Genomic DNA, 24,496 nt, shown 5'->3' with positions numbered 1-24,496 from the left:
CTCTGCGCGCATGCCGCAGGGGAGGTCCTGGCTTGCCGTGCTGCTTTCAATGCGCCTACAGGTGCGCGATACGCAGCCCAGTTCGCGTAATCTGAACCTCTCAAATTGCGGAGATACCAAGTGCAACACGCGGAGCGTGCTGTCGTTGATTTACCGCTACCGTTGCGAAATTTTGCGGCGACGCGGCGCGTGCTGCTAGTGGTGTTCGTTGCCTCGATCGTGTTCCCGTTACTGTGCCTCGCGGGTTACGGTTACTTCGATTACCAGCGTCGCATCGCCGATGCGGACAATGTGATCGACCGTCTTTCACGCGTCACCGAGGAGCAGGCGGTCAAGGTGCTCGATCTGAACGAACAGATCACCGCGCGCATTCTCGCTTTGCTCGACGACGACAACGAGGCCACGATTCGTAAGAACGAAGCCGATCTGCACGAGCAGTTGCGGGTGATTGGCGGCAATTTCCCGCAGGTGGCGGCCATCGCGGTGTTCGGTGCGGATGGCAATCTGCTGGTGAACAGCAAGGTCTATCCGGCGCCCAACGTCTCGGTCGATTCGCGTGACGATTTCATTTCAGCGCGCGCGATTCGCCCCGAGCCGTTTTTTTCGAAGCCGATGCACGGCCGCATTTCTAACACCGACGTCTTCAATACGACGATAGGCCGCTCCACCGGCGATGGGCGTTTTCTCGGCGCGGTGTCCATCGCCATGCGCAGCGATTACTTCGCGCATTTCTACAGCGATCTGACGAGCGATGACCCGTCGCTCGCGCTCGCCTTGTACCGCCAGGACGGGCAGTTGCTGGTGCGCTATCCAAGCTGGCCAGCCGGCGCGAATCCGGCTGCGCATACGCCATTCAACGACGCGCTGCGCGACAAGCAGCTGTCCGGCCACGTACGCATGACGTCGTCCGTGGATGGAGTGGAACGGCTGCTTGCATTCAGAAAGGTGGGCGACTATCCGCTCTATGTGATGAGCGCGTATGCCACGGCGGCGATTTTTCAGCAGTGGTGGCATCACTTCCTGCTGATCGCCGCGATTGCCATCGTGCCGTGCATCGCCATCTGGCTGCTGGTGTTTTTCTCGCTGCGCCAGCTTGCCACGGAACGGCAGGCGTGGGAGCGCTGGCAAGGCGAAGTGGCGATGCGTCTGTCGGCGGAAGCGTCGAGCCGTCAGTTGCAGCGGATGGGCGCGCTCGGCAATCTGGTCGCCAACGTTGCGCACGATTTCAACAACCTGCTGATGGTGGTGTCGTCGAACATGACGATGGCGCGTCACAAGGGTTTCAACAACGTCGAACGCGAAGTCACGGCGGTGGAGCGCGCCACGCTCAGCGCCGAAGCACTGACGCGGCGTCTGTTGAGCGTGGCGCGCAAACAGCCGCTCAAACAGGAGCCCCTCAACCTCTCGCACTGGCTGCCTTCGGCTGAACCGCTGATCGACGCTGCGGTGGGCGACAAGGTGCAGGTGAGCGTCAATCTCGTGCCTGACGTGTGGGGCGTGTTCGTCGATCCGACCGAGCTGGAATTCGCGATCATGAATCTGGCGGTGAATGCACGCGATGCGATGCCGCACGGCGGGCGTTTCGTGATTCGTTGCCAGAACACCCGTCTGGTGTCGAGCGACACGCTCCTGCCCGATGGCGATTACGTGCTGATCTCGTGTACTGACGACGGCGAAGGCATGGTCGAAGCGGTGGCGCGGCGCGCGTTCGAACCGCTCTTCACCACCAAGCTGCAGGGCTCGGGAACCGGCCTCGGCCTCGCGCAGGTGCTGGCCATGTGCGAGCAGTCGGGCGGCACCGCGAAAATCGCCAGCGTGCCGGGCAGCGGCACCACCGTGCGCCTGTATTTTCCGCGTTACCGCATGCCGGCCGCCGCGGTGCCCGCGCAGACGAGGACGCCCGAAGAGGAACGTTCGGATGCGCAAGGCGTCGTGCTGCTGGTGGAGGACAACGAAGACGTGGCGGCCGGCATCGCCGCCGTGCTGCAGACCTTTGGCTGCGTCGTGCAGCACGAGATCAACGCGGACCGCGCGCTCGACGTCCTCACCGCCGGCGAGCGCTTCGAACTGGTGCTCTCCGACATCCAGATGCCAGGCAAGCTGAACGGCGTCGATCTGGCCGAGAAAGTGCGCAGCGAATGGCCGGCGCAGAAGATCGCGCTGATGACGGGCTACGCCGACGAACTGGATCGGGCGCGGCATATCGGCGTGCAGATTCTGGCCAAGCCCTTCAACATCGACGAGCTGCATGCGCTCGTCAATTGCGAGTAGTAGCCCTGCACTAAGCCCCTGCACTACGTGTCCCGAGTGCGTTTGCCTTGCACCCGGCATGCCTCGCTATACCTCCACGATGCAGCGCTAACGCTGCCGGGCTCGTCAACGCGTTTACGCAGACCTGGGTAGACTGGTCGCGCGTTGGTCGATGACAACCCTATGGAGGATTTTCAATGGAATACAGACATTTGGGTGCGTCCGGGTTCAAGGTCCCGGTTCTGAGCTTCGGTACAGGCACGTTCGGCGGCAAGGGCGAATTCTTCGAGGCGTGGGGCGCAACCGATGTAGCCGAAGCGCGTCGCCTGATCGACATCTGTCTGGATGCGGGCGTGACCATGTTCGACAGCGCCGACATCTATTCGAGCGGCTCGTCCGAAGCCGTGCTGGGCGAAGCGATCAAGGGCAAGCGTGACAAGGTCATCATCTCGACCAAGGCCACCTTCCGTTTCGACGGTGGCCCGAACAACGTCGGCTCGTCGCGCTTCCATCTGATTCAGGCCGTGGATGCCGCGCTCAAGCGGCTGCAAACCGATTACATCGACCTGTTCCAGTTGCACGGCTTCGACGCGAAAACGCCCGTCACGGAAGTGCTGTCCACGCTCGACGATCTCGTGCGGGCCGGCAAGATCCGCTATACGGGTGTGTCCAATTTCTCCGGCTGGCATCTGATGAAGTCACAGGACGTGGCCGACCGTTACGGCTATCCACGCTATGTGGCGAATCAGGCGTACTACTCGCTGGTGGGACGCGACTACGAATGGGAGTTGATGCCGCTCGGTATCGACCAGGGCGTGGGCGCCGTGGTGTGGAGTCCGCTGGGCTGGGGACGTCTCACCGGCAAGCTCAAGCGCGGTCAGCCGTTGCCGGAAAAGAGCCGTCTGCACAAGACCGCGGACATGGGGCCGCCGGTGCCGGACGAATATTTGTTCCGCGTGCTCGACGCCATTGATGAAGTCGCCGCGGAAACCGGCAAGACCGTGCCGCAGATTGCGCTGAACTGGCTGTTGCAGCGGCCGACGGTGTCCACGGTGTTGATCGGTGCGCGCGATGAAGCGCAACTGCGCCAGAACCTTGGCGCCGTGGGCTGGAATCTGAGCGCCGAGCAGATGGCCAAACTGGATGCGGCCAGCGCTGTGCGGCCCGCGTATCCGTACTGGCATCAGGAAGGCTTTCCGGAGCGCAATCCGTCGCCGGTGCCGGTGGCGAAATGAGTGGCAGGCCTGATTACAAAGGATGACGAACTAATTGGCAACAGGCAAAAAAAAACGGCCGCGAAGGGGAGCGGCCGTTTGCAAGGTATGACGCTGGTCTTGCCCACCCCGGACAAGGCCAGCGTTACCGTCATCCGGAAAACGTCTCGAATATTGCTGGCACAGGCGCCACCACGCCCATGCAACTACCCTGGATGACGGCACCTGGCAAAAAGTGCGACATGAAGATCTCCCCGCGTCAAATGCGAGATCTCATTAAACACGATTTGAAAGAATATGGAAAGTAAAACGTAATATTGAACGTGGGTTTTTTACTTAGGAAAAACCCTTAGACGCGGGGCCGTGAAGGTTCGCGCCAAACCGTTGCGTTAGCCCCAGTACATCACATCCCTTCACGACGCTCCGCAGCGGCGCTCAGGTCTTTTCCTTCACCCAGTGCTTGGTCTTGTAGTAGCCATTGCGCGTGGTATCGGCCACCGCATGGCCGGCGGTTTTCGCGCCGTGCGCGACGGCATGTCCGGCATCGCGGATCGCGTGGCCGGTCTGCTTGCCGGCGCTCTTCACATCGGACTTGAATTGATGCGCACCTTCCGAGAAGTCGGCATGCGCGAGCGGACTGAGCATGCCCAGCATGAGCGCGGCTGAGAGAGTGATTAAGCGTGTTGGTGATTTCATCACACGGATCCAGAGGTGGATGGGTTGCCGTTCAAGACGGGGATAGCAACGGGGCTGGCGACGGGGTCAGCTGTTGGCATGACGCCGCTCGCATCGAGCATGACCGTGGCGCGTCCGGTGAGCAGCAGCCGGTCGCCGCATCGTAATGCAAAGCGGTACAGCACGGTGTTGTCGTTGCCGCTCAGCCGCTCGGCTTCGACGAGCAGCACATCATCCAGCGTATCGAGCCGTGCTACTTGCGCTTCGACGTCGCGCGCGCTGGTGAGAAAACCCGTGCGCGGCCGGTCATGCGAGGCGCCCAGCAACGCGCCATGCACGGCCATCGCCTGGGCGGCATATTCGACCCCGCAAACCGCGGCGAGCCGGCCCCGGGCGTCGGGCGATGCGCCGGTGTCCGGCGAGCGCAGCGGGTTCAACGGATCGCGATGACTCGTCGCGGTACAGCGAATGTGCTCGGCGTCCCATGCGGTGACTGCATCGAGCAGGCACATCGCGCCGTGATGCGGAATGTGCGCTGCGATCCACGCGCGTCCGAGCGGTGGCGAAAGCGGAAAGCTCGACGTCATTGCCTTACTGCTCCTGGGCCTGCTCCTGCTTCTTCCGGGACCGAGACATCCAGTTGCAACTGCACATCGGGCAGATAATCCAGCACGATGCCGGCTGCGCGACCCCGCGCCAGCGCCTCGAGCAGCGGTAATGCGCGTGCGGCAGGAATGGCCTGCCGCATGGCTTCGAGTGCGGTGTCGGCGAGTGCGCCAGCAGGGGCATCGGTCAGGTGCGCATCGATGCGCGCGAGTGCGTTCGCGCTTTGCTGGGGTGCCAGCACCAAGGCCACACCGAAGGCGTCGGGAACCGGGCGCACCTCGTGCATCGGCGCCGGGTAGTCGGTGTCGAAGGCGATCAGCAGCGTCGGCACGCCGTCCACGGCGACCTGGCACAGCGCTTCGAGCAGGCCCGCCGCGAAGCTGCCGTCGTACGCGCACAGCACGTTGGATGGCGCCATCGCCCGGGTGGCGATGCTCCAGTAACCGGCGGGCGCGTTGTGCACCGAGTTGTGAAAGCGGGTGGGCGAGAGCATGCGGTCGTCGCCCGCCAGCGTCTCGCAGATCGCATGGCAGTTCTGGCCGTCGCCACCGGACGCGGCAAACACGGTGGCGAGGGTGGCGACATCGCGCCCGCTCATGGCGGCCGCTTCGTGACCGGCGGCGAGCGCGAGCTTGACGCTCGTGCCGGTGCGGCGCCGTTCCGCTGGCGGCAGACTGGCGGGCGCGGGCACGATGGTGCGGGCGGCGGTGTAGGGTGCGAGGCCGGCGAGCGTCGCTTTAGCCTCGTTCCAGTTGGCCAGGCCCGGACCCAGCAGGCCGACGCCTTCGATGAATGCGGTAAGCTCGATCATTATTTGGCATCCCGAAGTATGTTCTGACGCTCGGCATCGTTGCGGTTCGCACCTGCCGTCTGCCGCATAAATTCGCCGCGTCCAAACAACAGGCTGCAATTGGTCCCGCCAAAACCGAACGAATTGCTCATCACTGCCCGCAGTGTGGCCGGCCGGCTTTGCAGTTGATAGTTGAGCGCGAGTTGCGGGTCCGGTTGCGTCGTATTGATGCCGGCGGGGAGCCATTGTTCGCGCAGGCTCAACGCGGCGATCACCGCTTCGAGCGCGCCTGCGGCACCCAGCGTGTGACCCGTCGCGCCCTTGGTCGAACTGCACGGCGTGCCGTCGAACACGGCCTTGACCGCGAGGCTTTCCGCCGTGTCGTTGCTCGGCGTCGCGGTGCCGTGCAGATTGATGTAATCCACTTCGTGCGCCGCCACACCGCCGGATGCGAGCGCCTGCTCGATTGCCAGACGCGCGCCGAGTCCTTCCGGATGCGGCGACGACATGTGATATGCGTCGCTCGATTCGCCAATGCCGAGCAGCAGGATCACGTCATCGGAGACAGCGGCGGCCGCCTGAGCGTTCGTTTCGTCGACGCGTTCGAGCAGCGCAAAGGCGGCCGCCTCGCCGATCGAAATGCCGCTGCGGTCGATATCGAATGGTCTGCACGGCTGAGGCGAGAGCAGTTCGAGCGAGTTGAAGCCATACAGCGTGGTCAGGCACAGCGAGTCCACGCCGCCCACCACGGCCGCGTCGATCAGGCCTGCTTCGAGCATGCGGCGCGCGGTGCCGAACACCTTGGCGCCGGATGAGCACGCCGAGGAAATCGCCGTGGCCGGTCCCCGCAATGCAAAAAACGCCCGTACGAAGGCGGCGATGGAATAGGGGTTGTGGGTTTCAGCGTAACGAAAGCCGATGGGCAGGGCGCCGCTGGCGGCATCGCGCTGCCGGTACGCGAGTTCTGTTTCAAGAATGCCTGCCGTGCTGGTGCCGATGAACACGCCGACGCGCTGCGGGCCGTAGCGTTTCGCAGCTTCCTCGACGGCTTCGGCGAAGCCGTCCTGCAACAGGCCGAGCTGGGCGAGCCGGTTGTTGCGGCATTCGAAATCGCGCAGGTCGTCGCGTACGGGTTCGTCGTCGACGCCTGCGACCGCACCGATCCACGTGGCCAGATCGGCACGCTCGAAGTTGCACGGCGTGAGGCCGCCGCGTTGCTCGCGCAGTGCGGCGAGGGTGGCGTCGAGTCCTCGGCCGGCGCAACTGGTAGCAGTGAAGTGCGTGAGCAGGAGAGGTTTCACGGCGTTCGATCCTGTTATCGGTTCTGACTACGTTCAGGGTACGGAAAGTTCGACTGATGCGCAGCCGGGACGTTTCCCGCTGCCGGCGCGATCACCGCCCTCAGCGTGGTGCAATGGAGGCGCGCCGCGGCGGCCGCTTCCAGCACGGTGGGCAGCACGTCGAGCACCACCGGGCGCTGCTGCGCATCGCGGGCCGGATGACCGTCGTGCATCAGCAGAATGTCGCGCGCCGCCAGTCCGCGCAGAAGCCGCTGCGATATCACGGCGGCATCGCGCGTGCGGGTATCGAAACCGCGCCGCGTCCAGCTCGCCAGATGCAGGCCGAGGCGGCACAGCACCGGTTCGAGGAACGGATTGCGCAGACCGGCCGGCGCGCGGAAAAACAGCGGCGGTGTGCCGGCGATCTCAGTGAGCGTCTGTTGGGCGGCGGCAATTTCACGCTGCAGCGCGCCTGGCCCGAGCAGCGAGAAGTTATGGCGATGCTGCTGGCTATGATTTTCGACGGCATGACCGCGCTCGACGATGGCTTCCACACACTTCGGATAAGCGTGCGCTATGTCACCGATGCAAAAGAACGTGGCGCGCGCCTGGTATTGATCGAGGATATCGAGCACACGTGGCGTGACTTCGGGATCGGGGCCGTCGTCGATGGTGAGCGCGATCTGCTGACCCGCGTGCGGCGGCAGGGTGGTCCAGTTCAATCCCAGCAGATTGCTGCGCGGCCATAGACCCGCTGCGGTCAAGGCCAGATGCGAGGCCACCACGCTGCCGGCGGCCCACGGCCACAACGCCGGATCGAACAGCAGCGCCGCGCCCGCGCCCACATGCAGCGCAGCCGTGCCGGTGATGAAGGGCGAAGGCGTCCAGCGACGCGCTGCGCCCGGCGCGGTGAGCGGGGCGGCGCTCATGCGTTGTCTCCGGTGCGAGGTTCTCCGCCAGCGTTTTCGCCGGTGAAACGCTGTTCCTTGCGACGCGCAGCGGTTGCGGGCGCCACGGCGCGTGTCATGGTGGGCGCGAGAATCGCCGAGAACAGCAGCGCGAGGATTGCGCCGGGCCCGACCGTCAGACCAAAGGCTTTGAGCAGCGGTACGCGCGCCAGCGCAAGCAGGCCGAAGCCGGCCACGGTGGCGAGGTTGGCGATCAGCAGTGAGACCAGCGTGAGCGGTGCGATGCCCTGGCTGTCTGGTGTGGCGCTGTCACTGGCGATGTGATGGCTGCCGCTCCCAGGCTTGTTGAAGAACAGCGCGTAGTTCGAACCTACCGCGACGATCAGCAACATGCCGATCAGGTGCAGGATGGTGAGCGGTTCACCGGCTAGCGCAAGTCCGGCGCACACCACCAGCACAGCGGCGAGCAACGGCGCGAGCGTGCGCGCCACCGCGAGCGGCGAACGCAACGCGATCAGCAGCAGCACGACGATCGCCGCCAGTCCCGCCAGTGACAGATGAATGTCCTCGCGCACATAGTTGATGTAGAGGCGATCGGCTTCGGCCTTCATGTCCACGAAGAGTGCGTCGGGCACGTGCGCCTGTGCGACGGCTGCGCGAATTTTGTCGGCATCGAGGCTCGATTGATCAGCAGTGCTGTGCGTGGGCGCTGTGTTTTGCGCGGCGTTTTGCGTCGTGTTTTGCATGGCCCCTGCGGCATGTTCCGGCGCAAGCAGTGAGAGCATCGCGTTCCAGCGGCCGTCACGTTGCGTCAGCAGTGCATCGACGGCGAGCGCCATCGAGGTGCCGTGCAGATCGGCACGTTGCAGCGGCGGCTGTTGGCGCGCGCTCTCCACGTCGGCCACGAACGGGGCGAACGCCTCCGGCTTGACGCTGATCGACTGACCCACGACAGCGTCACGCAGACGCTGGGTGAGGACATCCGCAGCTGGCAGGCTGGCAAGACGCGCCCGCTGCGCCGCCAGACTCGGCAGATACAGCGCGGGACTTTCGTAGCCCGCCAGCACCCCGGCATCCACCAGGGGCTGCAATTGTGCGGCAACCCGTTCCGCGCCTTCCAACACGCTCTCCTGACTCGCACCTGAAATGACCACCAGATAGCGCACGTCCGGTGCACCGACATCAGCACGCAGGCTGGCATCGAGCGCGGTGCTTTGCTTCGACACGGGGCTCAATGCCGACAACTCGTGACTCCAGATGTCCTGACGATGCAACGCCAGCGTTGCGACGGCGGCGATCAACAGCACCATGAGCGCGCCACGCAAACGCGGCGCGGCGGCGGTGAGCCTCGCAAGACGCGCGGCGAGCGCCGAGACGTCGCGAATCGCAAAGCGCGTGCCGCGCAGATGCGGCAGCACGAAGCGCGTGACGAGTGCGGCGGTGGTGAGCCCGGCAATGGAGTAAAGCCCGAGTTGCACGAGGCCCGGAAAACCGGAAAACAGCATGGACGCGAAGCCGCAAATCGAGGTCATCACGCCGAGCCGGATGGTCGGCCAGTAGAGCCTGATCCATTGACGCAACGAATCGCTGCTCGCGCCTGGCGCGACGCCGCGTCGTGCGCCCTGTACCTGGGAGGACTGAACAAATAGATAGATCGAGTAATCGACAGCTTCGCCGATCAGCGTCGTGCCGAAGCCGAGCGTCAGACCATGCACCGTGCCAAACGCGAGACTGACGGCGGCGAGCCCGGCCGCGACGCCGGACAGCACCGGCAACAGTCCCAGCACGAGTGCGAGCGGCGAGCGGTACACCACCAGCAGCAGCGCGACGATCAACAGGATGCTGATTGCGGAAAGACGCCGGACGTCGTGCTTGATGTTGTCACGGGTTTCGACCGAGAACACGCCGGGGCCCGTCATCTGCAAGTGATAGGTGGAAGCGCCATTTGCCGTCGTGGTTTTGACCGCGGCGTCGAAGGCGCGTTGCACGGCGGTCATCGCCTGAGCCTGCGCGTCGGTATCTGAGCCGGCGCCCGCGGTCTGCACGACCAGCACGGCGCGCCGGCCGTCGCGCGAGGCCCACACGCCGTCTTGCGACACGGGCTGTGCGCCGCTATCGAGGCGGCTGACGAGCGCCGTGACTTCGCCGGTTGGATCATGTGGCAGCAGGTCCTTCGCGAACATGCCCGCGGACGAACCCAGCAGATCGAGACTGTCCCCCAGCGCCTGATGCAAACCGGCAGCGGAGAAGCGCTGCGGCGTGACGAGCGGGCTCAGCACATAACGATGCTCGAAGATGAAGCGTTGATCGCGTTCTTCGCTGACGGGCTCGCCGTTATTCACCGAGGCGAACTGCGTGTCGCCGCGCAGGCTGGCCGCCATCTGTTTCGACAGCGCCGCGCGTCCCGCCGGGTCGCCACCGTCGATGCCGACCAGAATCAGCCGCGACACGAGGCCGTCGCGCAACTGCTCGACCAGCACACGCTGACCGGCGCTCGGTGAGCGTGGCAGGAAAGCGGAGAGGTCGGCGGTGAACGTGGTGCGGCTGATCACGACGGCGCAGACCAGCAGGAAGGCGAGCCATAGCAGCACCGCGCGTTGCCGCAGCACGCCGCCGGCTGCGCGCGGTTGCTGCGATTGCTGCGAGTGCTGCGCGCGCGCCACGCCCCGCGCTGCGTCGCGCGAAGTGTCCGGCTGCATGTCTCGCGGCGCGTTCATTAGTTAGCCGTACCGTTTTGCAGACGCATCAGCGAATGATCGCCATCGGCCTGCTGGATTGCGACCGTGTGCAACAGATCGCGTGTGCCCGTCAACGTAATGGTGTTGATTTTCTCCTGCATGCGCGAATCGAGCGGCGTGAGCGTGAGCGTCCAGTCGTCGCCGCTACCCGTGACGGCAACCTTGTACACCTGTTCGAGCGCAAAGCGGTTGCCGGCAAGCGTGGCACGAATGCTTTCGATGAAGGCCGACAGCTCCGGATATTGCGTGAGCGCGAGGGTGTACTTGTGGCCGTTGCGGTCGATCGTCAGCTTGTCGCCATCCACCACCAGATCTTCCGGCTTGGGATTCTCCGTGCGCTTTTCCAGGTGATCCGGCGCGACGAACGAAAGCGTTCCAGTGGACTTCACGGGCTCCGTCGCAATGGCGAGGTACTTGGTCTCCTCGAAGCTCGCCTGCCCGGACTTCTTTTGCGCGAGCGTGGCCATCAGGCGGTCGAGTGTCCAGCCGGATGCCGAGCCCGAGGCTGCGACGCTGGCTGGATGGGCGGCGTCCGCAGCAGCGCTTGCAGCACCGCTTGCAGCACCGTTCGTGGCCGCATTCGCCGCGGCAAAGGGCAGCGCGCACGCGAGCCATGCGCTCAGCGTACAGGCTTTCAAAAGACTCGGGACGAAGGGTAAGGGACGTGCGGCGTTCATGCGTCAGGCGTTCCCACTGTGAGAGGTCAGGTCGGGGGCGGCGGTCTTGATCGCCGGGGGCGTTTCGGTTGCGGACGACACCGTCGTGGCGGACGTACCGTTGGCAACGTTCGCCACATTGGCAGCGTTGCCCTCAGGCGATACGTCCTCGGTGCCGGTAGGACCCGAACCGCTTGCCCGGACGCCGCCCGGTTTGGCGACGCTGGCCACATTCGCGGCGGATTGCGCCTGCTCGGTGTGCCAGAAATCGAAGTAGTTGAACCAGTTATACGGCGCGCTGCGGCAGTGTGTCTCAAGACGCGCCACGTAGCGGGTGAGCGCGGCCTGCACTTCGGCGCTGCGTGCCGCGCGTTCGAGATGCGTGAAGTCGGCCAGCTTTTCGAAGTGGATATCGTAGCGATTGCCGCCGCGGTACAGGCCCGTCATGAAGATCACCGGACGCCTGAGCATGGCTGCCATATGCAGCGGTCCGAGCGGAAAAGCGGCCGGGCTGCCGAGAAAATCGATCCACTGCATGGAATCGCGGGCGTCGCCGAGCAGGGTGCGGTCGGCGAGAATGCCGATCATGCTGCCCGTGTCGAGATACTCGCGCACCTTCAGCATCGAATCCACCTGGCCGAGCCCGATCACGTCCTGCTTCGCGGCGGGATTGATGGACGCCAGAATCGCATTGATGCGGCGCGCGTTCTCCTCGTACATCGTGACGGCGACGCGCATGTCGGGCCGCGTGCGGCCAATCGCGCGTACCACTTCGAAACTGCCCAGGTGCGCGCCGATCAGGAACGCGCCACGTCCCGCCGCCAGCGTCTCGCTGACGATGTTCTGGCCGTGCAGACGCAGATCGAACAGATCGAACCGTTCGTTGAGCAGATAAATGCGATCGTGGATGGTCGCGCCAAACACCACCAGGTGACGCAGCACATCGAACCAGGAAGCCTGGCGTCCGAGTGCGCGCGACAGATACGCACGCGAGGCGCGGCAGGCAGCAGGCGAGGCCAGCATGAAATAGAGGCTTGCGGGCAGCAGCACGATGCGGCTCACGCGTCGGCCGAGGCGTAGCGACAGCCATGTCATGAAGCGCATCAGCGGCAAATTGCTGCGCTCCTTGCGTTGGGTCCAGGCAGGGCGTTTCATGCGGCCACCGTGTCGTGTGAACTCATGCTGGCGGACTGCGGCGCGGCCAGTACGCCGCTTGCCACCGTGCGCCCAGCCGCGCTGATCGTGAAGCGGATCGCGCCGCTCGCAGCGACCTCGAAGCTCAGCGTGAGCGGCTGATCGGGCGCAGCGGGATGCAGGAACTTGGCCGAGGTGAGACGGCAGGGATCGAGCGAGCGCCCGAGCGCCGCGCCGATCATCGTGATGGCGTGATCCAGCAGGACCACACCGGGCACGATGGGTTGACCGGGGAAATGGCCGGGCAACGCAGGGTGATCCGCAGGGATCGTGAAGGTGAGGGCGGCGGGCTCCGGAACACCGCTAACGCTGGCAGCACCCTTCGCATCCGGGACGCGAAGTCGCGCAGCGCCCGTATGCTGAGCGACCATAGCCGTCAGCACGTCACGTGGCAACTTGCCGGTCGCGTTGCGTGGCAGCGCGTCGACGAAGATCAGCGGACGCGGCATGAAGGCCGCGTCGATGCGCTCGCGCAGCGCGCGTTGCAGCTCGGCGGCGGCCAGCCCAGGCGCCACTACGAAGGCGAGCAGACGCGTCACCAGTTCGCCATGCCGCAGCGGCCCCGCGCTGCCCTGCGTGTCATCGGGCATGAAGAACACCGCATCCACCACGCCGGGGATCGCATTCAATTGATGGTTCAGATAGCCGAGCGACGTACGCTTGCCCGCGATATTGATGAGATCGGCCTTGCGTCCATGCAGCAGAAAGCGGTTGTCGTCGAGCGGTTCCAGGGCGTCGCCCATTGGCACGGGCGCCTCGACGTGCGCGCCGGATACCCAGATCGCGCTGTCGTCCGCGTCATCGGCCCGCTCGTCCTGAGCGATGCGCTGTGCTTCAGGCTGCGTTCCAAGGTGTGCGTCGACCTCTGCCGCGGGGCGAGCCCGGTGCCGTTTTTCGAGCCGCACGCCGGGATACAGCCGCCACGCCACCTCGTGCGCCGTGCGGCGCGTCGCGATCTGCCCGGTTTCGGTGCTGCCGTAAATCTCCAGCAACGGCGCGTGCAGCGCGGTCTCGGCCTGTGCGGCGAGATCCTGGGCGAGCGGCGCGGTCGCGGACACGGTGAGCGCGACCGGCGGCAACGCTTGACCCGCCAGCATCAGCGTGCGCAGATGCACGGGCGAGGTGATCAGCACGCGTGGCTGCGGCAGCGCGCCGAGTTCGCTGGCGATGTCGCCGGGGTAGAACGGCTGTCTGTTGCTGAAGGCGCAGCCGCCCACCAGCGCGAGCAGCACCGTGTTTTCGAAGCCGTACATGTGCTGCGGCGGCACGGTGCCGATCAGCGTGCACGCCCCCCGTTCCGCCAGGCCGAGACGCGCGGCCGAGGTCCGCAGACACTGCACGAGAAAGCCCCACTTCTTGGCATGCGGCACCGGCACGCCGGTCGAACCGGAGGTGAAAAGACAGGCGACGGTTTGCGCGGCGTCGATATGCGGCACGACGAATTCGTCGTCTTCCTCTTCGGACCCGCTCGCGGTTGAAAGCGCATTTAAAGCGCGATCTGACTTCGCGCCAACGTGGCTCGCCTCGGGAAACCGGAACTGCGGCAGTGCCACGCTGCAGGTCGCGCTGTCGTGCAGGCAGAAGGTATCGGGGGCGAACGCCGCGAGTTGGCGCACCGCTTCCGGTGTGTGCGCGGACGGCAGCAAACTGATCTTGCCGGCGAGTATCGACGCACACAGTCCTACTGCGAAGCGATACCGGTCCGTGCACATGTTGAAGACGTGGCCGCCCGCGGGCAGCGCCTGCGCGACGCGCCGCACGTCGGCGAGGAATTCGCGTACGCGCACCGGAGCGCCATCGCACCAGGCGATGGTCTGATCCTGCGAGGTGTGAAACAGCAGAGGAAGACTCGGCATACCGTCAATCGAGGCCATCATCGTCAATCCGCGCACCGGGTGAGGCGGGTGCCGCGGACATTGCATCCCGCTTCTTTGCGGCCGTTTATCGGCGCCATCTGTGGCGCCTGTTCATTGAATGCATTCAAGGGGCCTGCCGATGAACGCATTTCTTATTGGGGCTCACTCAACTTGAGTCATCGAGCGTGGTCTATTAAAAGTGGTCATGAGGTGCTTTCTTATATGTGGTCACCGCTCGGGATCACGAGGCACGCACACTCATTGCACACGCTCCGGCCGCGCATGCAATGCCGCGCGCATGGGACGTTGCGCGGCGGCTGGCGTACCGAGCCGCGCGCCCAGTTGACCACTGAGTTGGCCACTGAGTTGGCCACTCCGTTTCCCATTCTGCTGCGCATGGCGAGGCTCATGTTGCGGCTCATTGCGTTGCAGGGTTTCCCGGCAGGCGCGCACCACGGCAAGCAGACTGGAGCGCTGCATCTCCGGTAACGCCACGCGTCGCCATACGTGTTCGCCAATGAACATCACCGCCACCAGCGGCAGGGTCATATAGTTGGCAAAGGTCGACCACACCACCACCGACGACACCGCGAACAGCAACGTGGACACGCCCGCAATCGTCAAGAAGAACACGGTCCACGCAACGGTGACCTGACGGGTGTACTGCTCGACCGCCGGCGTGAGCGTGCCGTGCACGACGGCCGCAAACTGGCTGCACAGGGGGCGCCGTCCAGCGGCGAGCGTGCGTCCGAAGACGTAGGCCATGACCAGATTGATGGCGAGATGCTCGAAGTAGGCGCCCCACGCGAAATGGCGGCCGAGCGGCGCGCGCAACAGCCAGAGCGCGACACAGCCCAGCACCCACAGGGGCAGCAGCCACACGCGCTGCGAGGTGCGCGCCGCCGCCGCGAGCCCGATGGCGAGCAGCGGCGCGACCACCACCATGAGGCCGAGCCCCTGTGCGCCGGGCGTGCTGGCCGCGTAGTGGGTGCCGGCCTCGCACGCGACGAACGCGCCACAGGTGGCGGCGCCGCGCGCGAATTGCGGCCCGAGCTGCATCAGCGAACGCATGACGCCACCCCGAACATCACACTTGAAACCGAAAAAAAACGCTGCATAGATGGGTATGTTTTATCAGCCTGTTCTTTCATCACATGAATGGCGCCAGAGGCGGAATCCGCTTTCTGGACGCCACGCATTATTCGGGCCTGAAAGCTGCGCGAATCACAGACCGGCAGGGTACGCGAGGTTCGCGGCCCGGTTTGTAACCTTTTGTTTGGCCGCGCCCGAGCTGCGCGGTGGCCGCAATTCTAGCCTGGCGGGTGCCGCCCAGCGCCCGTGCGGTTTTGGGCCGTCGTCTCTAATTGGCCGGCGGCGAGACCGCACAACGTCGTGTAACCCTTTCCCGGTATACGACCTGGGACCGCTTCGTCTAGAATCGCCCCCAGACTTACAATCTCGAATAAACCGGGCTGACTGCCATTGCGACGGGGCATGGGGGCACCTGGGCGCCGTCCGCGAGGAACCCAGACGGGTCTCCTGGCACTTTCCCACTGGCAGCAAACCCGGCGTACACACAATGAATAAACTGGAAGAAGAACTCGCCGCGTTGATCGTCGGCGAACTGAATCTCGAAGACGTGCAACTCGACACGTTGTCCGCCGCGACGCCCTTGTATGGCGACGGGCTTGGGCTCGACTCGATCGATATCCTCGAGATCGCCTTGCTGATCTCGAAGAAGTACGGCTTCGAGCTGCGTTCGGACAATCCGGACAACCAGAAAATCTTCGCCTCGCTCGGCTCGCTCGCCGCTTACGTTGCGGCGCATCGCGTCAAGTAACCGGGAGACACCATGCGAGCGCTGGTGACAGGCGGCAGCGGCGCGCTGGGGCAGGCCATCAGCGTGGCGCTCGCGCAGGCGGGCCACGAGGTCTGGGTGCATGCCAACCGCGGCATCGCGCAGGCCGAAGCAACGGTGGCCAGCATCGTCGCGGCGGGTGGCAACGCGCATGCGATTGCTTTCGACGTCACCGACGCCGAGGCCACCGCCGCCGCACTGAAAGGTTTACTCGAAAGCGCGCCGTTGCAGATCCTCGTGAACAACGCGGGCATCCACGCGGATGCGCCGATGCCCGGCATGACGCTGCAACAATGGCGCAGCGTGATCGACGTGTCGCTGAACGGCTTTTTCAACGTCACGCAGCCGCTTCTCATGCCGATGATCCGCACCCGCTGGGGGCGCATCGTCAACATGGCGTCGGTGGCGGGCGTGATGGGCAATCGTGGCCAGGTAAACTACGCGGCAGCCAAGGCCGGTCTGATCGGCGCGACCAAAGCGCTGTCGCTCGAACTCGCTTCGCGCGGCATCACCGTGAACGCAGTGGCGCCGGGCGTGATCGAATCGCCGATGGCCGACTCCGCCTTCGCGCCCGAACGCATCAAGCAGATCGTCCCGGCACAGCGGGCGGGGCAACCGGACGAAGTGGCGGCGATGGTCGCGTACCTCGTTTCGGATGCAGCGGCGTATGTGACCGGCCAGGTCATGTCGATCAACGGCGGCATGGCGTGATGTAAGCGCGCAGCGGCATGGGCATGTGATTTGCAACGACACGATTTGCAACGACACCCGCAACAACGTCAGTCTCCAGCATATCCAGAGGGAAGCGATGGCCGAAGCAATGCAAGCTGACACGACACCGTGCGACGTAATCGTGATTGGCGGTGGACCCGCCGGATCGACGGCCGGCGCGCTGCTCGCCGAACGCGGCTACCGCGTGCGGCTGCTCGAAAAGGCGCGGCATCCGCGCTTTCATATTGGCGAATCACTGTTGCCGGCCAACCTGCGGCTGTTCGACCGGCTCGGTGTGGGCGACCAGGTGCGCGCCATCGGCATGGTCAAACTGGGCGCGGAGTTCGTTTCGCCCCAGCACGACAATCGCATGGAGCGCTTCCTGTTCGCCGAGGCCTGGGACAAGTCGATGCCTGGCGCGTATCAGGTGCGCCGCTCCGAACTCGATCATCTGTTGCTACAACATGCGGGCTCACGTGGCGTCGAGGTGCTGGAAGGCTGCCACGCGCGCGACGTGGCGTTTCTGCCCGACGACAGCGGCGCCGTGATCCGCGCCCGTCACGACGACGGCCGCGAGGTCGAATACCGCGCGCGCTTCGTGGTGGATGCGTCGGGCCGCGACACGCTGCTCGCCAACCAGTTCAAGAGCAAGAAGCGCAACGAGAAGCACAACAGTTCGGCGCTGTTCGCGCACTTTCGCGGCGCACATCGCAACCCCGGCGAGCACGAAGGCAACATCACCGTGTTCTGGTTCGAGCACGGCTGGTTCTGGTTCATTCCGCTCGTCGACGGCACCACGAGCATTGGCGCCGTGGTGTGGCCGTATCATCTGAAAAGCCGTCCCAAGGGGCGCTCGCTGGAAGACTTTTTCCTCGACACGATCGCGCTGTGCGCGCCGCTCGCCGAGCGTCTGAAGGACGCCGACATGATCAGCAAGGTCGAGGCGACCGGCAACTACTCGTACACCGGCTCACTCACGCACGGCCGAAATTTTCTGCTGCTCGGCGATGCGTTTGCGTTCATCGACCCGGTGTTTTCATCGGGCGTGATGCTGGCCATGCAAAGCGCCTTTGAAGGCGCGGAAGCAATTGATGTCTGCCTGCGCGATCCGGCCCGCGCCGACGCCGCGCTCAAGCGCTTCGACAAGCGTCTGCGGCATGGCCCGCAAGCCTTCTCGTGGTTTATCTACCGGATGACCTCGCCAGCCATGCGTGCGCTCTTCATGGGCCCGCGCAACGTGCTGCGCATGAAGGAAGCGCTGCTCTCGCTGCTGGCCGGTGACATTTTCGAAGACACGCCCATCTGGCGTTCGCTGCGGCTCTTCAAGGGCGTGTATTACGTTTCGGTGCTGTTCACCGCCCCGCGTACCTGGCAGGCCTGGCGGGCGCGGCGCCGTAATCTGCGCGAACGCGACGACGGCCAGATGACGGCAAACGGTTGACGTCCAGAATGAAGCACGCCAGCACGTTTCGTCAATGTCACACGGGCGCCGGGATTGCCGTCAGTTCGCCGCTTCGTTCGCATCCCGAAACATTGCAATCCTGATTGAGCCACGCTGTTTTCCATGCCCCACACCAGCCCATCGTCGACCCATCTGGTTCTGATTCCGAGCTATAACCCCGGCGTCAAGGTGGATGAAACCGTGCGCAACGCGCGCGCCAACTGGAACCCGGTGTGGGTGGTGGTGGACGGCAGTACGGATGGCAGTACTGAGCGTCTGTTGAGCATGGCGAAGCAGGACCCGGGGTTGCGCGTGATCGTGCTGCCGCACAATCAGGGCAAGGGCAGTGCGGTGCTGACCGGACTCGACGAAGCTGCGCGTCTCGGTTTCACACACGTCCTGACGATGGATTCGGACGGCCAGCATCCCGCCGATCTGATCGGGGAATTCATGGCGGCGTCACGCGCGCAACCGGGCGCGATGGTGCTCGGCCTGCCGAAGTTCGACGACAAGGCGCCGCTCATCCGCGTGTACTGGCGGCGTCTGTCGAACGGGATGGTGCATCTGGAAACACTGTGGTCCGGCATCGGCGATTCGCTGTACGGCTTTCGCGTCTACCCCGTCGCCCCGCTGCGTACGCTGATGCGCCGCCATACGTGGATGCGCCGCTTCGACTTCGATCCGGAAGCGGCCGTGCGGCTGTGCTGGGAAGGCGTGTGGCCCGTCAATATCACCTCACCCGTGCGCTATTTCCGCGCGGACGAAGGCGGCGTTTCGCACTTCAACTACGTGCGCGACAACCTGCTACTGGCCTGGATGCATCTGCGGCTCTTCTGCGGCTTCCTGCTGCGCCTGCCCAGACTGCTGCCGTTGCGGCTGAGTCAAAGACGCAGCAGCTAGTCCGCCCCGGCGGCATCTTCCCTGCGCTGCCGCGTTGTTTCTTTCAGCGCCTTTCATCCCATCCCCACCCTGACGCCGTATCAGGTATTACCCTGGGTATCTTCCCTCCGGGGAATCCCTCTGGTATAAATCCGTTCCCAAGCTGATTACGTTTTAGCACGGCAAAAAATCAACATCGCGCGAAAGCGCGAGTCCGGCGGTCAGAAGGAGCGGTATGGCGCGCGTAGTAGTGGTGGGCAGCATCAACATGGACATGGTGGTCGCAACCGAAACGTTTCCGCGGCTCGGCGAAACGCTGTTCGGCACGCGGTTCTCCACCTTTCCGGGCGGCAAGGGCGCCAACCAGGCGGTCGCGGCGGCGCGTCTCGGGGCCGAGGTCACGATGATCGGCTGTGTGGGCAACGACGCGTTCGGCGCGCAGATGAAAACCACGCTGCAACGCGAGGGCATCGACACCCGCTGGATCTCGACGGGCGAGGAAGCCACCGGCATTGCCTGCATCACGCTCACCGGTGGCGACAACGCCATCGTCGTGGTGCCGGGCGCCAACCATGAACTCAGCGCCACGGATATCGACCGCGCCGAGGCGGCGATTGCCGACGCGGACGTCGTGCTCGCGCAACTCGAGGTGCCACTTGCGACGGTCCTGCATGCGGGCAAACTGGCGCGTCGCCACGGCAAGCCGTTCTTCCTGAATCCGGCGCCGGCGGTTGCACTGTCCGATGAGCTGATCGCGCTCACCACGCTCCTCACCCCCAACGAACACGAACTCGCTACTGCCTTGCAGACGCCGGAGGCCTACTGGTCCGAAGTGCTGCAGCGCATGCCGGGCCGCATTGCGATGACGCACGGCAAGGACGGCGCCTACTACTCCACCGCAGATGGCGAACTGGTGCATCAGGCAGGCTTTAGCGTCGACGCCGTGGATACCACCGGCGCCGGCGACACCTTCAACGGCGCGCTGGCCGCTTTCTGGCATCTCGGCACGGCCGAAGCGGTACGCCGCGCGAATGCGGCGGGTGCGCTCTCCGTGACACGGGCGGGCGCCCAGGGCGGCATGCCGACGCTCGCCGAACTCGAACAGTTTCTGCAGGCTCAAGCGTGAAAAAACTCGGACATCTGAATCGTGACATCGCCCGCGTGATGGCGGGCATGGGCCACACCGACAGCCTCGTGATCGCCGATTGCGGTCTGCCGGTTCCCGACGGCGTCGAATGCATTGACGTGTCGCTGACGCTCGGCGTACCAGGGTTTTTCGAGGTGCTCGACAGCGTGCTGGCCGACTTCAAGGCCGAGCGCGCGGTGTTCGCCACCGAAGCGCAAACGCAAAACGCCGCCGTGGCAGAACGCACGGCGCAGCTTGCCGAGGCGCACATCACGATTGATCACGTGCCGCACGAAGAATTCAAGCGCCTCTGCCAGCGCGCGAAGGCCGTGATTCGCACGGGCGAATGCAGCCCGTACGCGAACGTGATCCTGCATTCGGGCGTGATATTTTGAGCGCCCTCTGCGCCGCCGTTATGGCTCTGGCATCGCTGCCACAGTCTGCCAACCGCGCGGTCGCAGGGCGTTTTCTTGAGAGAGGCGTGTCATGCAAGTGACCATGCGAGGCATCGGCAAGGCGTTTGGCCCGGTGCGCGTGCTGGAGGGTGTCGAGTTCAACATCGGCGCGGGAGAAATCCATGCGCTGATGGGTGAAAACGGCGCCGGCAAATCAACCTTGATGAAGATTCTGAGCGGCGTCTATCAGGCGGACGCCGGCGAAATCCTCATCGACGGCAAGGCGACGCAGATTCGCGACACCGTCGACGCCGAGCGCGCCGGCATTGCCATCATCCACCAGGAATTGAACCTGATTCCGCAACTCTCGGTGATGGAGAATCTGTTCCTCGGTCGTGAGCCGAGCCGCTTCGGCGTGGTGGACAGCGCAGCCATGAAAAAGCAGGCGCGCAAATGGCTCGACATGGTCGGCGCGCAACGCATCGATCCGCAGACCGAAGCCGGGCTGTTGTCGATCGGGCAGCAGCAACTGGTGGAAATCGCCAAGGCGCTTTCGCTCGATGCCCGCGTGCTGGTGATGGACGAGCCGACCGCGGCGCTCACGCATCGCGAGATCGAAACGCTGTTCGAGATCATGCTCGCGCTGAAGGCGCGCGGTGTGGCGCTGGTGTACGTCTCGCACCGCATGGAAGAAATTTTCCGCATCTGCGACAAGGTGAGCGTGCTGCGCGACGGCCACTTCGTCGGCGAACGCGAAGTGAAGTCGACCAGCTTCGACGAGGTCGTGCGTCTGATGGTGGGCCGCGAACTGGGCGAGCGTTTTCCGAAGCGCGAGCACGCGCCGGGTGAGGTGCGCTTCAAGGTATCAGGACTCGCCGACGACGGCCAGATTGAAGGCATTTCCTTCGACGTGCGCGCGGGCGAAGTGCTCGGCGTGGCCGGTCTGATGGGCGCGGGCCGCAGCGAAATCCTGCGCACGATTTTCGGCCTGAATCGCAAGACCGCCGGTTCGATCACGCTGGATGGCCACGCGCTCGATGTGCGCGATGCGTCCTCCGCCATCGACGCGGGCATTGGCTTCGTCACCGAAGACCGCAAGAGCCAGGGGCTCGTGCTCGGCATGTCGGTGCGCGAAAACGCCACGCTCGTGCATCTGGACAGCTACGCGCGCTTTGGCGTGGTGAACGACACGGCTGAACGCAATGCCGTGGCGCAGTTGATCAAACAGTTGCGCATCCGCACGCGCGACGCCGAACTGGACGTCAAGTCGCTTTCCGGCGGCAACCAGCAGAAGGTGGTGTTCGCCAAGTGGCTCGCGGAGCCGCCCAAGGTGCTGCTGCTGGACGAACCCACGCGCGGCGTCGACGTGGGCGGCAAGGCGGAGATCTACACGATCATCAATCAACTGGCTGCGCAGGGCGTGGCGATCGTGATGGTGTCCTCGGAATTGCCTGAAGTGCTGGCCATGAGCGACCGCATCCTCGTCATGCATCAGGGCAGGCAGAACGGCATCTTCGCGGCGGCGAGCGCCACCCAGGAAATCATCATGACCGCGGCGACCGGCGGCAAGGACGCCACGTCTGCCACATCCGTCACGGCAACCGCCTGAGCGACCCGACCCGAACGGCTCAACCCAACATGCGACCGCGGCCCGTGCCGCAGACATCGAGAGACACGATATGGCGACCTTAACCATGACCCCCAGTACCAAGGCCACGCTGCAAAAGCTCGGCCCGTTCATCGCGCTGCTGCTCATCGCAGTGGGGCTGTCCATCATCAGCCCCAGCTTCCTCACGCTCGACAACCTGCTCAACGTGATGCGCCAGGCGTCGATCAACGCGTTGATCGCGTTCGGGATGACGCTCGTGATCCTGCTGGGCGGCATCGACCTGTCGGCGGGCTCGGTGCTGGCGCTGTCGTCGGTGATCATCGCGAGTCTCATGCAAAGCGGCACCTCGGCCGGCGTTGCGACGCTCGCCGGCATCGTCGCGGGTGGCGTGATGGGGCTTGCCAACGGGCTCGTCATCAGCAAGGGCAAGGTGGCGCCGTTCATCGCCACGCTTGGCTCGATGACGGTGTTGCGCGGCCTGGCACTGGTGGTCTCGAACGGCAGCCCGATCAGCAGCTTCAATAGCGACTTCTTCTCGTTGCTGGGTGGCGGCTACGTGGCGCGTCTGGTGCCGATTCCCGTCGTGCTGATGCTGGTGATGTTCGCGGTGTTCTGGTTCGTGCTGAAGAAGACCGTGTTCGGCCGTCATGTGTATGCGACCGGCGGCAACACCGAGGCGGCCAAGCTCTCGGGCGTCAAGGTGGATCGCGTGCAGCTGTGGGTGTACACGATCTCCGGCGTGATGGCGGCACTCGCGGGTGTGGTGCTGACCTCGCGCCTGAACTCCGCGCAGCCGACCGCCGGCACCGGCTACGAACTCGACGCCATTGCCGCCGTGGTGCTGGGCGGCACGAGCCTGACGGGCGGCCGAGGCTGGATCTTCGGCACGCTGGTGGGCGCGCTGTTGATCGGCGTGCTGAACAACGGTCTGAACCTGATGGACGTGTCGTCGTTTTATCAGCAGGTCATCAAGGGCGGTGTGATTCTGCTCGCGGTGCTGATCGATCGCGGCAACAAGAAATAAGCGGCATGTCTTGCCGGCCGCGTGCGTCGCAATGCCTGGCTCTTGCGCAGGCACCACGCACCGGCCGAACGTGACAACGCACAAGCAACAACGTACAAGCAACAACCCGAACCGATTTTTTAACCCAGGCGCGGTTTTAGCCGCGTAGTACCACTAACGGATGCCCGTCACACGCTAACTGCGGGTATCAGGAGGAAGACAATGAAAAAGATGATTTCGCCGCTCGCCGCTGCATTGCTCGTCGTCGGTCTCGCTGCCTGTTCGAAGCAGGGTCCGGACACCACGGCCGCCGCGGCGGCCAGCGACGCGTCCGCGCCGGCCGCCGGCGGTGCCGTCACGATCGGCCTGTCGATCTCGACGCTCAACAATCCGTTCTTCGTCTCGCTGCGCAAGGGTGCGGAAGACGAAGCGAAGAAAGACGGCGTGACCCTCATCACCGTGGATGCGCAAAACGACCCGGCCAAACAGCAGGCCAGCGTCGAAGACCTGATCCAGAAGAAGGTCAGCGTCATCCTGATCAACCCGACCGATTCGTCGGCCGTGGCGAACGTCGTGAAGGAAGCGACGGACAAGGGCATCAAGGTGATCTCGCTCGACCGCAGCGTGAACGGCGCTGAAGTCAGCTCGCACATTGCGTCGGACAACAAGGCGGGCGGCAAGATGGCGGCCGACTTCCTGGTCGACAAGCTGGGTGGCAAGGGCAATATCGTCGAACTGCAGGGCATTCCGGGTTCGTCCGCAGCCAACGAGCGCGGCGCCGGTTTCGATACGGAAGCCGAAGCGAAGGGCGGCGTGAAGATCGTCACGAAGCAGCCGGCTGACTTCGACCGCGCCAAGGGCCTCTCGGTGATGGAGAACATCATCCAGAGCAACAAGGACATCCAGGGCGTGTTCGCGCAGAACGACGAAATGGCGCTGGGCGCGGTCAAGGCGCTGCAGGCTGCCGGTCTGAAGAACGTGGCCGTGGTGGGCTTCGACGCCACCGACGACGCTATCGCCGCCGTGAAGGCCGGCACGATGGCTGCCACCGTGCAGCAGCAGCCGGAACTGATCGGCCAGTACGGCGTGGACACCGCGAAGAAGCTGGTGGACGGCCAGCCGGTGGACAAGTTCATCCCCGTGCCGCTGAACCTCTACAAGCAGTAAGTTTTCAGCCGTTCTTCCCCGTAGTACCATCTGGCACTGATATCAGCGTTAGTATCAACGCGTGAAGCCGTGCGGGCCGCCACCCAGGTTCACTGGTGTGGCGGCATTCTCCCTTCCCCGATCGCGGTTGTGCTCCGCTT

General features: G+C 64.6%; 19 protein-coding genes and 2 pseudogenes. 11 read left to right on the top strand and 10 right to left on the bottom strand.

Annotated features, from left to right (window positions below):
* The first annotated feature begins 120 nt into the window (after nt 1-120).
* Nucleotides 121-2,271: a hybrid sensor histidine kinase/response regulator gene (locus D0B32_RS21790; RefSeq protein ID WP_117336382.1), complete on the top strand. Its 2,151-nt coding sequence runs from the start codon at nt 121-123 to the stop codon at nt 2,269-2,271.
* A 176-nt stretch (nt 2,272-2,447) separates the two neighbouring features.
* Nucleotides 2,448-3,485: an aldo/keto reductase gene (locus D0B32_RS21785; RefSeq protein ID WP_117336381.1), complete on the top strand. Its 1,038-nt coding sequence runs from the start codon at nt 2,448-2,450 to the stop codon at nt 3,483-3,485.
* 414 nt (nt 3,486-3,899) lie between these two features.
* Here D0B32_RS21785 and D0B32_RS21780 read toward each other — a convergent pair whose 3' ends face one another.
* From D0B32_RS21780 to D0B32_RS21735, 10 genes and pseudogenes are all read right to left on the bottom strand, one after another.
* Nucleotides 3,900-4,160, bottom strand: a complete 261-nt coding sequence (locus tag D0B32_RS21780; RefSeq protein ID WP_117336380.1) for a hypothetical protein — start codon at nt 4,158-4,160, stop codon at nt 3,900-3,902.
* Complete coding sequence (locus D0B32_RS21775; protein ID WP_117336379.1) at nt 4,160-4,726, bottom strand: hotdog family protein; 567 nt, start codon at nt 4,724-4,726, stop codon at nt 4,160-4,162. The genes D0B32_RS21780 and D0B32_RS21775 overlap by 1 nt, the downstream gene beginning before the upstream one ends.
* Nucleotides 4,723-5,556: a beta-ketoacyl synthase chain length factor gene (locus tag D0B32_RS21770; RefSeq protein ID WP_117336378.1), complete on the bottom strand. Its 834-nt coding sequence runs from the start codon at nt 5,554-5,556 to the stop codon at nt 4,723-4,725. The genes D0B32_RS21775 and D0B32_RS21770 overlap by 4 nt, the downstream gene beginning before the upstream one ends.
* Nucleotides 5,556-6,836: a beta-ketoacyl-[acyl-carrier-protein] synthase family protein gene (locus tag D0B32_RS21765; protein ID WP_117336377.1), complete on the bottom strand. Its 1,281-nt coding sequence runs from the start codon at nt 6,834-6,836 to the stop codon at nt 5,556-5,558. Before D0B32_RS21765 ends, D0B32_RS21770 begins: the two co-directional genes overlap by 1 nt.
* Before the next feature lie 14 nt (nt 6,837-6,850).
* A complete protein-coding gene (locus D0B32_RS21760; RefSeq protein WP_117336376.1) occupies nt 6,851-7,744 on the bottom strand; it encodes a polysaccharide deacetylase family protein in 894 nt (297 codons plus the stop codon).
* Entirely contained in the window at nt 7,741-10,422 is a 2,682-nt protein-coding gene (locus tag D0B32_RS21755; protein ID WP_117336781.1) for an MMPL family transporter, read from the bottom strand. The genes D0B32_RS21760 and D0B32_RS21755 overlap by 4 nt, the downstream gene beginning before the upstream one ends.
* A 17-nt stretch (nt 10,423-10,439) precedes the next feature.
* Complete coding sequence (locus tag D0B32_RS21750) at nt 10,440-11,138, bottom strand: outer membrane lipoprotein carrier protein LolA (protein ID WP_117336375.1); 699 nt, start codon at nt 11,136-11,138, stop codon at nt 10,440-10,442.
* 186 nt (nt 11,139-11,324) lie between these two features.
* Nucleotides 11,325-12,272, bottom strand: a pseudogene (locus D0B32_RS21745) (acyl-CoA synthetase); the annotation flags it as partial.
* Entirely contained in the window at nt 12,269-14,167 is a 1,899-nt protein-coding gene (locus tag D0B32_RS21740; RefSeq protein WP_117336780.1) for an AMP-binding protein, read from the bottom strand. The pseudogene D0B32_RS21745 and the gene D0B32_RS21740, both read right to left, overlap by 4 nt.
* Nucleotides 14,168-14,593: 426 nt before the next feature.
* Nucleotides 14,594-15,226: pseudogene (locus tag D0B32_RS21735) on the bottom strand (hypothetical protein); the annotation flags it as partial.
* A gap of 520 nt (nt 15,227-15,746) precedes the next feature.
* On the opposite strand from D0B32_RS21735, the gene D0B32_RS21730 reads away from it, so the two are divergent.
* The 9 genes from D0B32_RS21730 to rbsB all read left to right on the top strand — a co-directional run bounded on the left by D0B32_RS21730 (nt 15,747) and on the right by rbsB (nt 24,356).
* Entirely contained in the window at nt 15,747-16,007 is a 261-nt protein-coding gene (locus D0B32_RS21730) for a phosphopantetheine-binding protein (protein ID WP_117336373.1), read from the top strand.
* 12 nt (nt 16,008-16,019) lie between these two features.
* The gene (gene fabG, locus D0B32_RS21725) at nt 16,020-16,736 is read left to right on the top strand and encodes a 3-oxoacyl-ACP reductase FabG (protein WP_117336372.1); all 717 of its coding nucleotides are present in this window, start codon (nt 16,020-16,022) and stop codon (nt 16,734-16,736) included.
* A 97-nt stretch (nt 16,737-16,833) separates the two neighbouring features.
* Entirely contained in the window at nt 16,834-18,177 is a 1,344-nt protein-coding gene (locus D0B32_RS21720; RefSeq protein WP_259295088.1) for an NAD(P)/FAD-dependent oxidoreductase, read from the top strand.
* Between the two features lie 123 nt (nt 18,178-18,300).
* Nucleotides 18,301-19,077: a glycosyltransferase family 2 protein gene (locus D0B32_RS21715; RefSeq protein ID WP_117336371.1), complete on the top strand. Its 777-nt coding sequence runs from the start codon at nt 18,301-18,303 to the stop codon at nt 19,075-19,077.
* 214 nt (nt 19,078-19,291) lie between these two features.
* On the top strand, nt 19,292-20,182 hold the full coding sequence (gene rbsK, locus D0B32_RS21710) for a ribokinase (protein WP_117336370.1): 891 nt from the start codon (nt 19,292-19,294) through the stop codon (nt 20,180-20,182).
* Entirely contained in the window at nt 20,179-20,577 is a 399-nt protein-coding gene (gene rbsD / locus D0B32_RS21705; protein WP_117336369.1) for a D-ribose pyranase, read from the top strand. Before rbsK ends, rbsD begins: the two co-directional genes overlap by 4 nt.
* 91 nt (nt 20,578-20,668) lie before the next feature.
* On the top strand, nt 20,669-22,186 hold the full coding sequence (locus D0B32_RS21700; protein WP_117336368.1) for a sugar ABC transporter ATP-binding protein: 1,518 nt from the start codon (nt 20,669-20,671) through the stop codon (nt 22,184-22,186).
* Nucleotides 22,187-22,256: 70 nt separating this feature from the next.
* Entirely contained in the window at nt 22,257-23,210 is a 954-nt protein-coding gene (locus D0B32_RS21695) for an ABC transporter permease (protein ID WP_117336367.1), read from the top strand.
* Nucleotides 23,211-23,411: 201 nt separating this feature from the next.
* Nucleotides 23,412-24,356, top strand: coding sequence for a ribose ABC transporter substrate-binding protein RbsB (rbsB, locus tag D0B32_RS21690; RefSeq protein WP_117336366.1), 945 nt, complete (start codon nt 23,412-23,414; stop codon nt 24,354-24,356).
* Nucleotides 24,357-24,496: the final 140 nt, after the last annotated feature.

The sequence above is a fragment of the Paraburkholderia sp. DHOC27 genome, from assembly GCF_003429005.1.
GTDB lineage: Bacteria > Pseudomonadota > Gammaproteobacteria > Burkholderiales > Burkholderiaceae > Paraburkholderia.
The sequence above is the reverse complement of the archived record's forward strand: the minus strand, read 5'-3'. Positions and strand labels throughout refer to the sequence as shown.

What these genes read in the sequence shown, in the direction of transcription:
- D0B32_RS21730 (WP_117336373.1), top strand. Translation starts at nt 15,747, where the DNA reads ATGAATAAACTGGAAGAAGAACTCGCCGCGTTGATCGTCGGCGAACTG.
- D0B32_RS21750 (WP_117336375.1), bottom strand. Translation starts at nt 11,138, where the DNA reads ATGAACGCCGCACGTCCCTTACCCTTCGTCCCGAGTCTTTTGAAAGCC.
- D0B32_RS21740 (WP_117336780.1), bottom strand. Translation starts at nt 14,167, where the DNA reads ATGCCGAGTCTTCCTCTGCTGTTTCACACCTCGCAGGATCAGACCATC.
- rbsB (WP_117336366.1), top strand. Translation starts at nt 23,412, where the DNA reads ATGAAAAAGATGATTTCGCCGCTCGCCGCTGCATTGCTCGTCGTCGGT.
- rbsK (WP_117336370.1), top strand. Translation starts at nt 19,292, where the DNA reads ATGGCGCGCGTAGTAGTGGTGGGCAGCATCAACATGGACATGGTGGTC.
- D0B32_RS21770 (WP_117336378.1), bottom strand. Translation starts at nt 5,556, where the DNA reads ATGATCGAGCTTACCGCATTCATCGAAGGCGTCGGCCTGCTGGGTCCG.
- D0B32_RS21720 (WP_259295088.1), top strand. Translation starts at nt 16,834, where the DNA reads ATGGCCGAAGCAATGCAAGCTGACACGACACCGTGCGACGTAATCGTG.
- fabG (WP_117336372.1), top strand. Translation starts at nt 16,020, where the DNA reads ATGCGAGCGCTGGTGACAGGCGGCAGCGGCGCGCTGGGGCAGGCCATC.
- D0B32_RS21695 (WP_117336367.1), top strand. Translation starts at nt 22,257, where the DNA reads ATGGCGACCTTAACCATGACCCCCAGTACCAAGGCCACGCTGCAAAAG.
- D0B32_RS21700 (WP_117336368.1), top strand. Translation starts at nt 20,669, where the DNA reads ATGCAAGTGACCATGCGAGGCATCGGCAAGGCGTTTGGCCCGGTGCGC.
- D0B32_RS21780 (WP_117336380.1), bottom strand. Translation starts at nt 4,160, where the DNA reads ATGAAATCACCAACACGCTTAATCACTCTCTCAGCCGCGCTCATGCTG.
- D0B32_RS21775 (WP_117336379.1), bottom strand. Translation starts at nt 4,726, where the DNA reads ATGACGTCGAGCTTTCCGCTTTCGCCACCGCTCGGACGCGCGTGGATC.
- D0B32_RS21785 (WP_117336381.1), top strand. Translation starts at nt 2,448, where the DNA reads ATGGAATACAGACATTTGGGTGCGTCCGGGTTCAAGGTCCCGGTTCTG.
- D0B32_RS21760 (WP_117336376.1), bottom strand. Translation starts at nt 7,744, where the DNA reads ATGAGCGCCGCCCCGCTCACCGCGCCGGGCGCAGCGCGTCGCTGGACG.
- D0B32_RS21715 (WP_117336371.1), top strand. Translation starts at nt 18,301, where the DNA reads ATGCCCCACACCAGCCCATCGTCGACCCATCTGGTTCTGATTCCGAGC.
- D0B32_RS21755 (WP_117336781.1), bottom strand. Translation starts at nt 10,422, where the DNA reads ATGCAGCCGGACACTTCGCGCGACGCAGCGCGGGGCGTGGCGCGCGCG.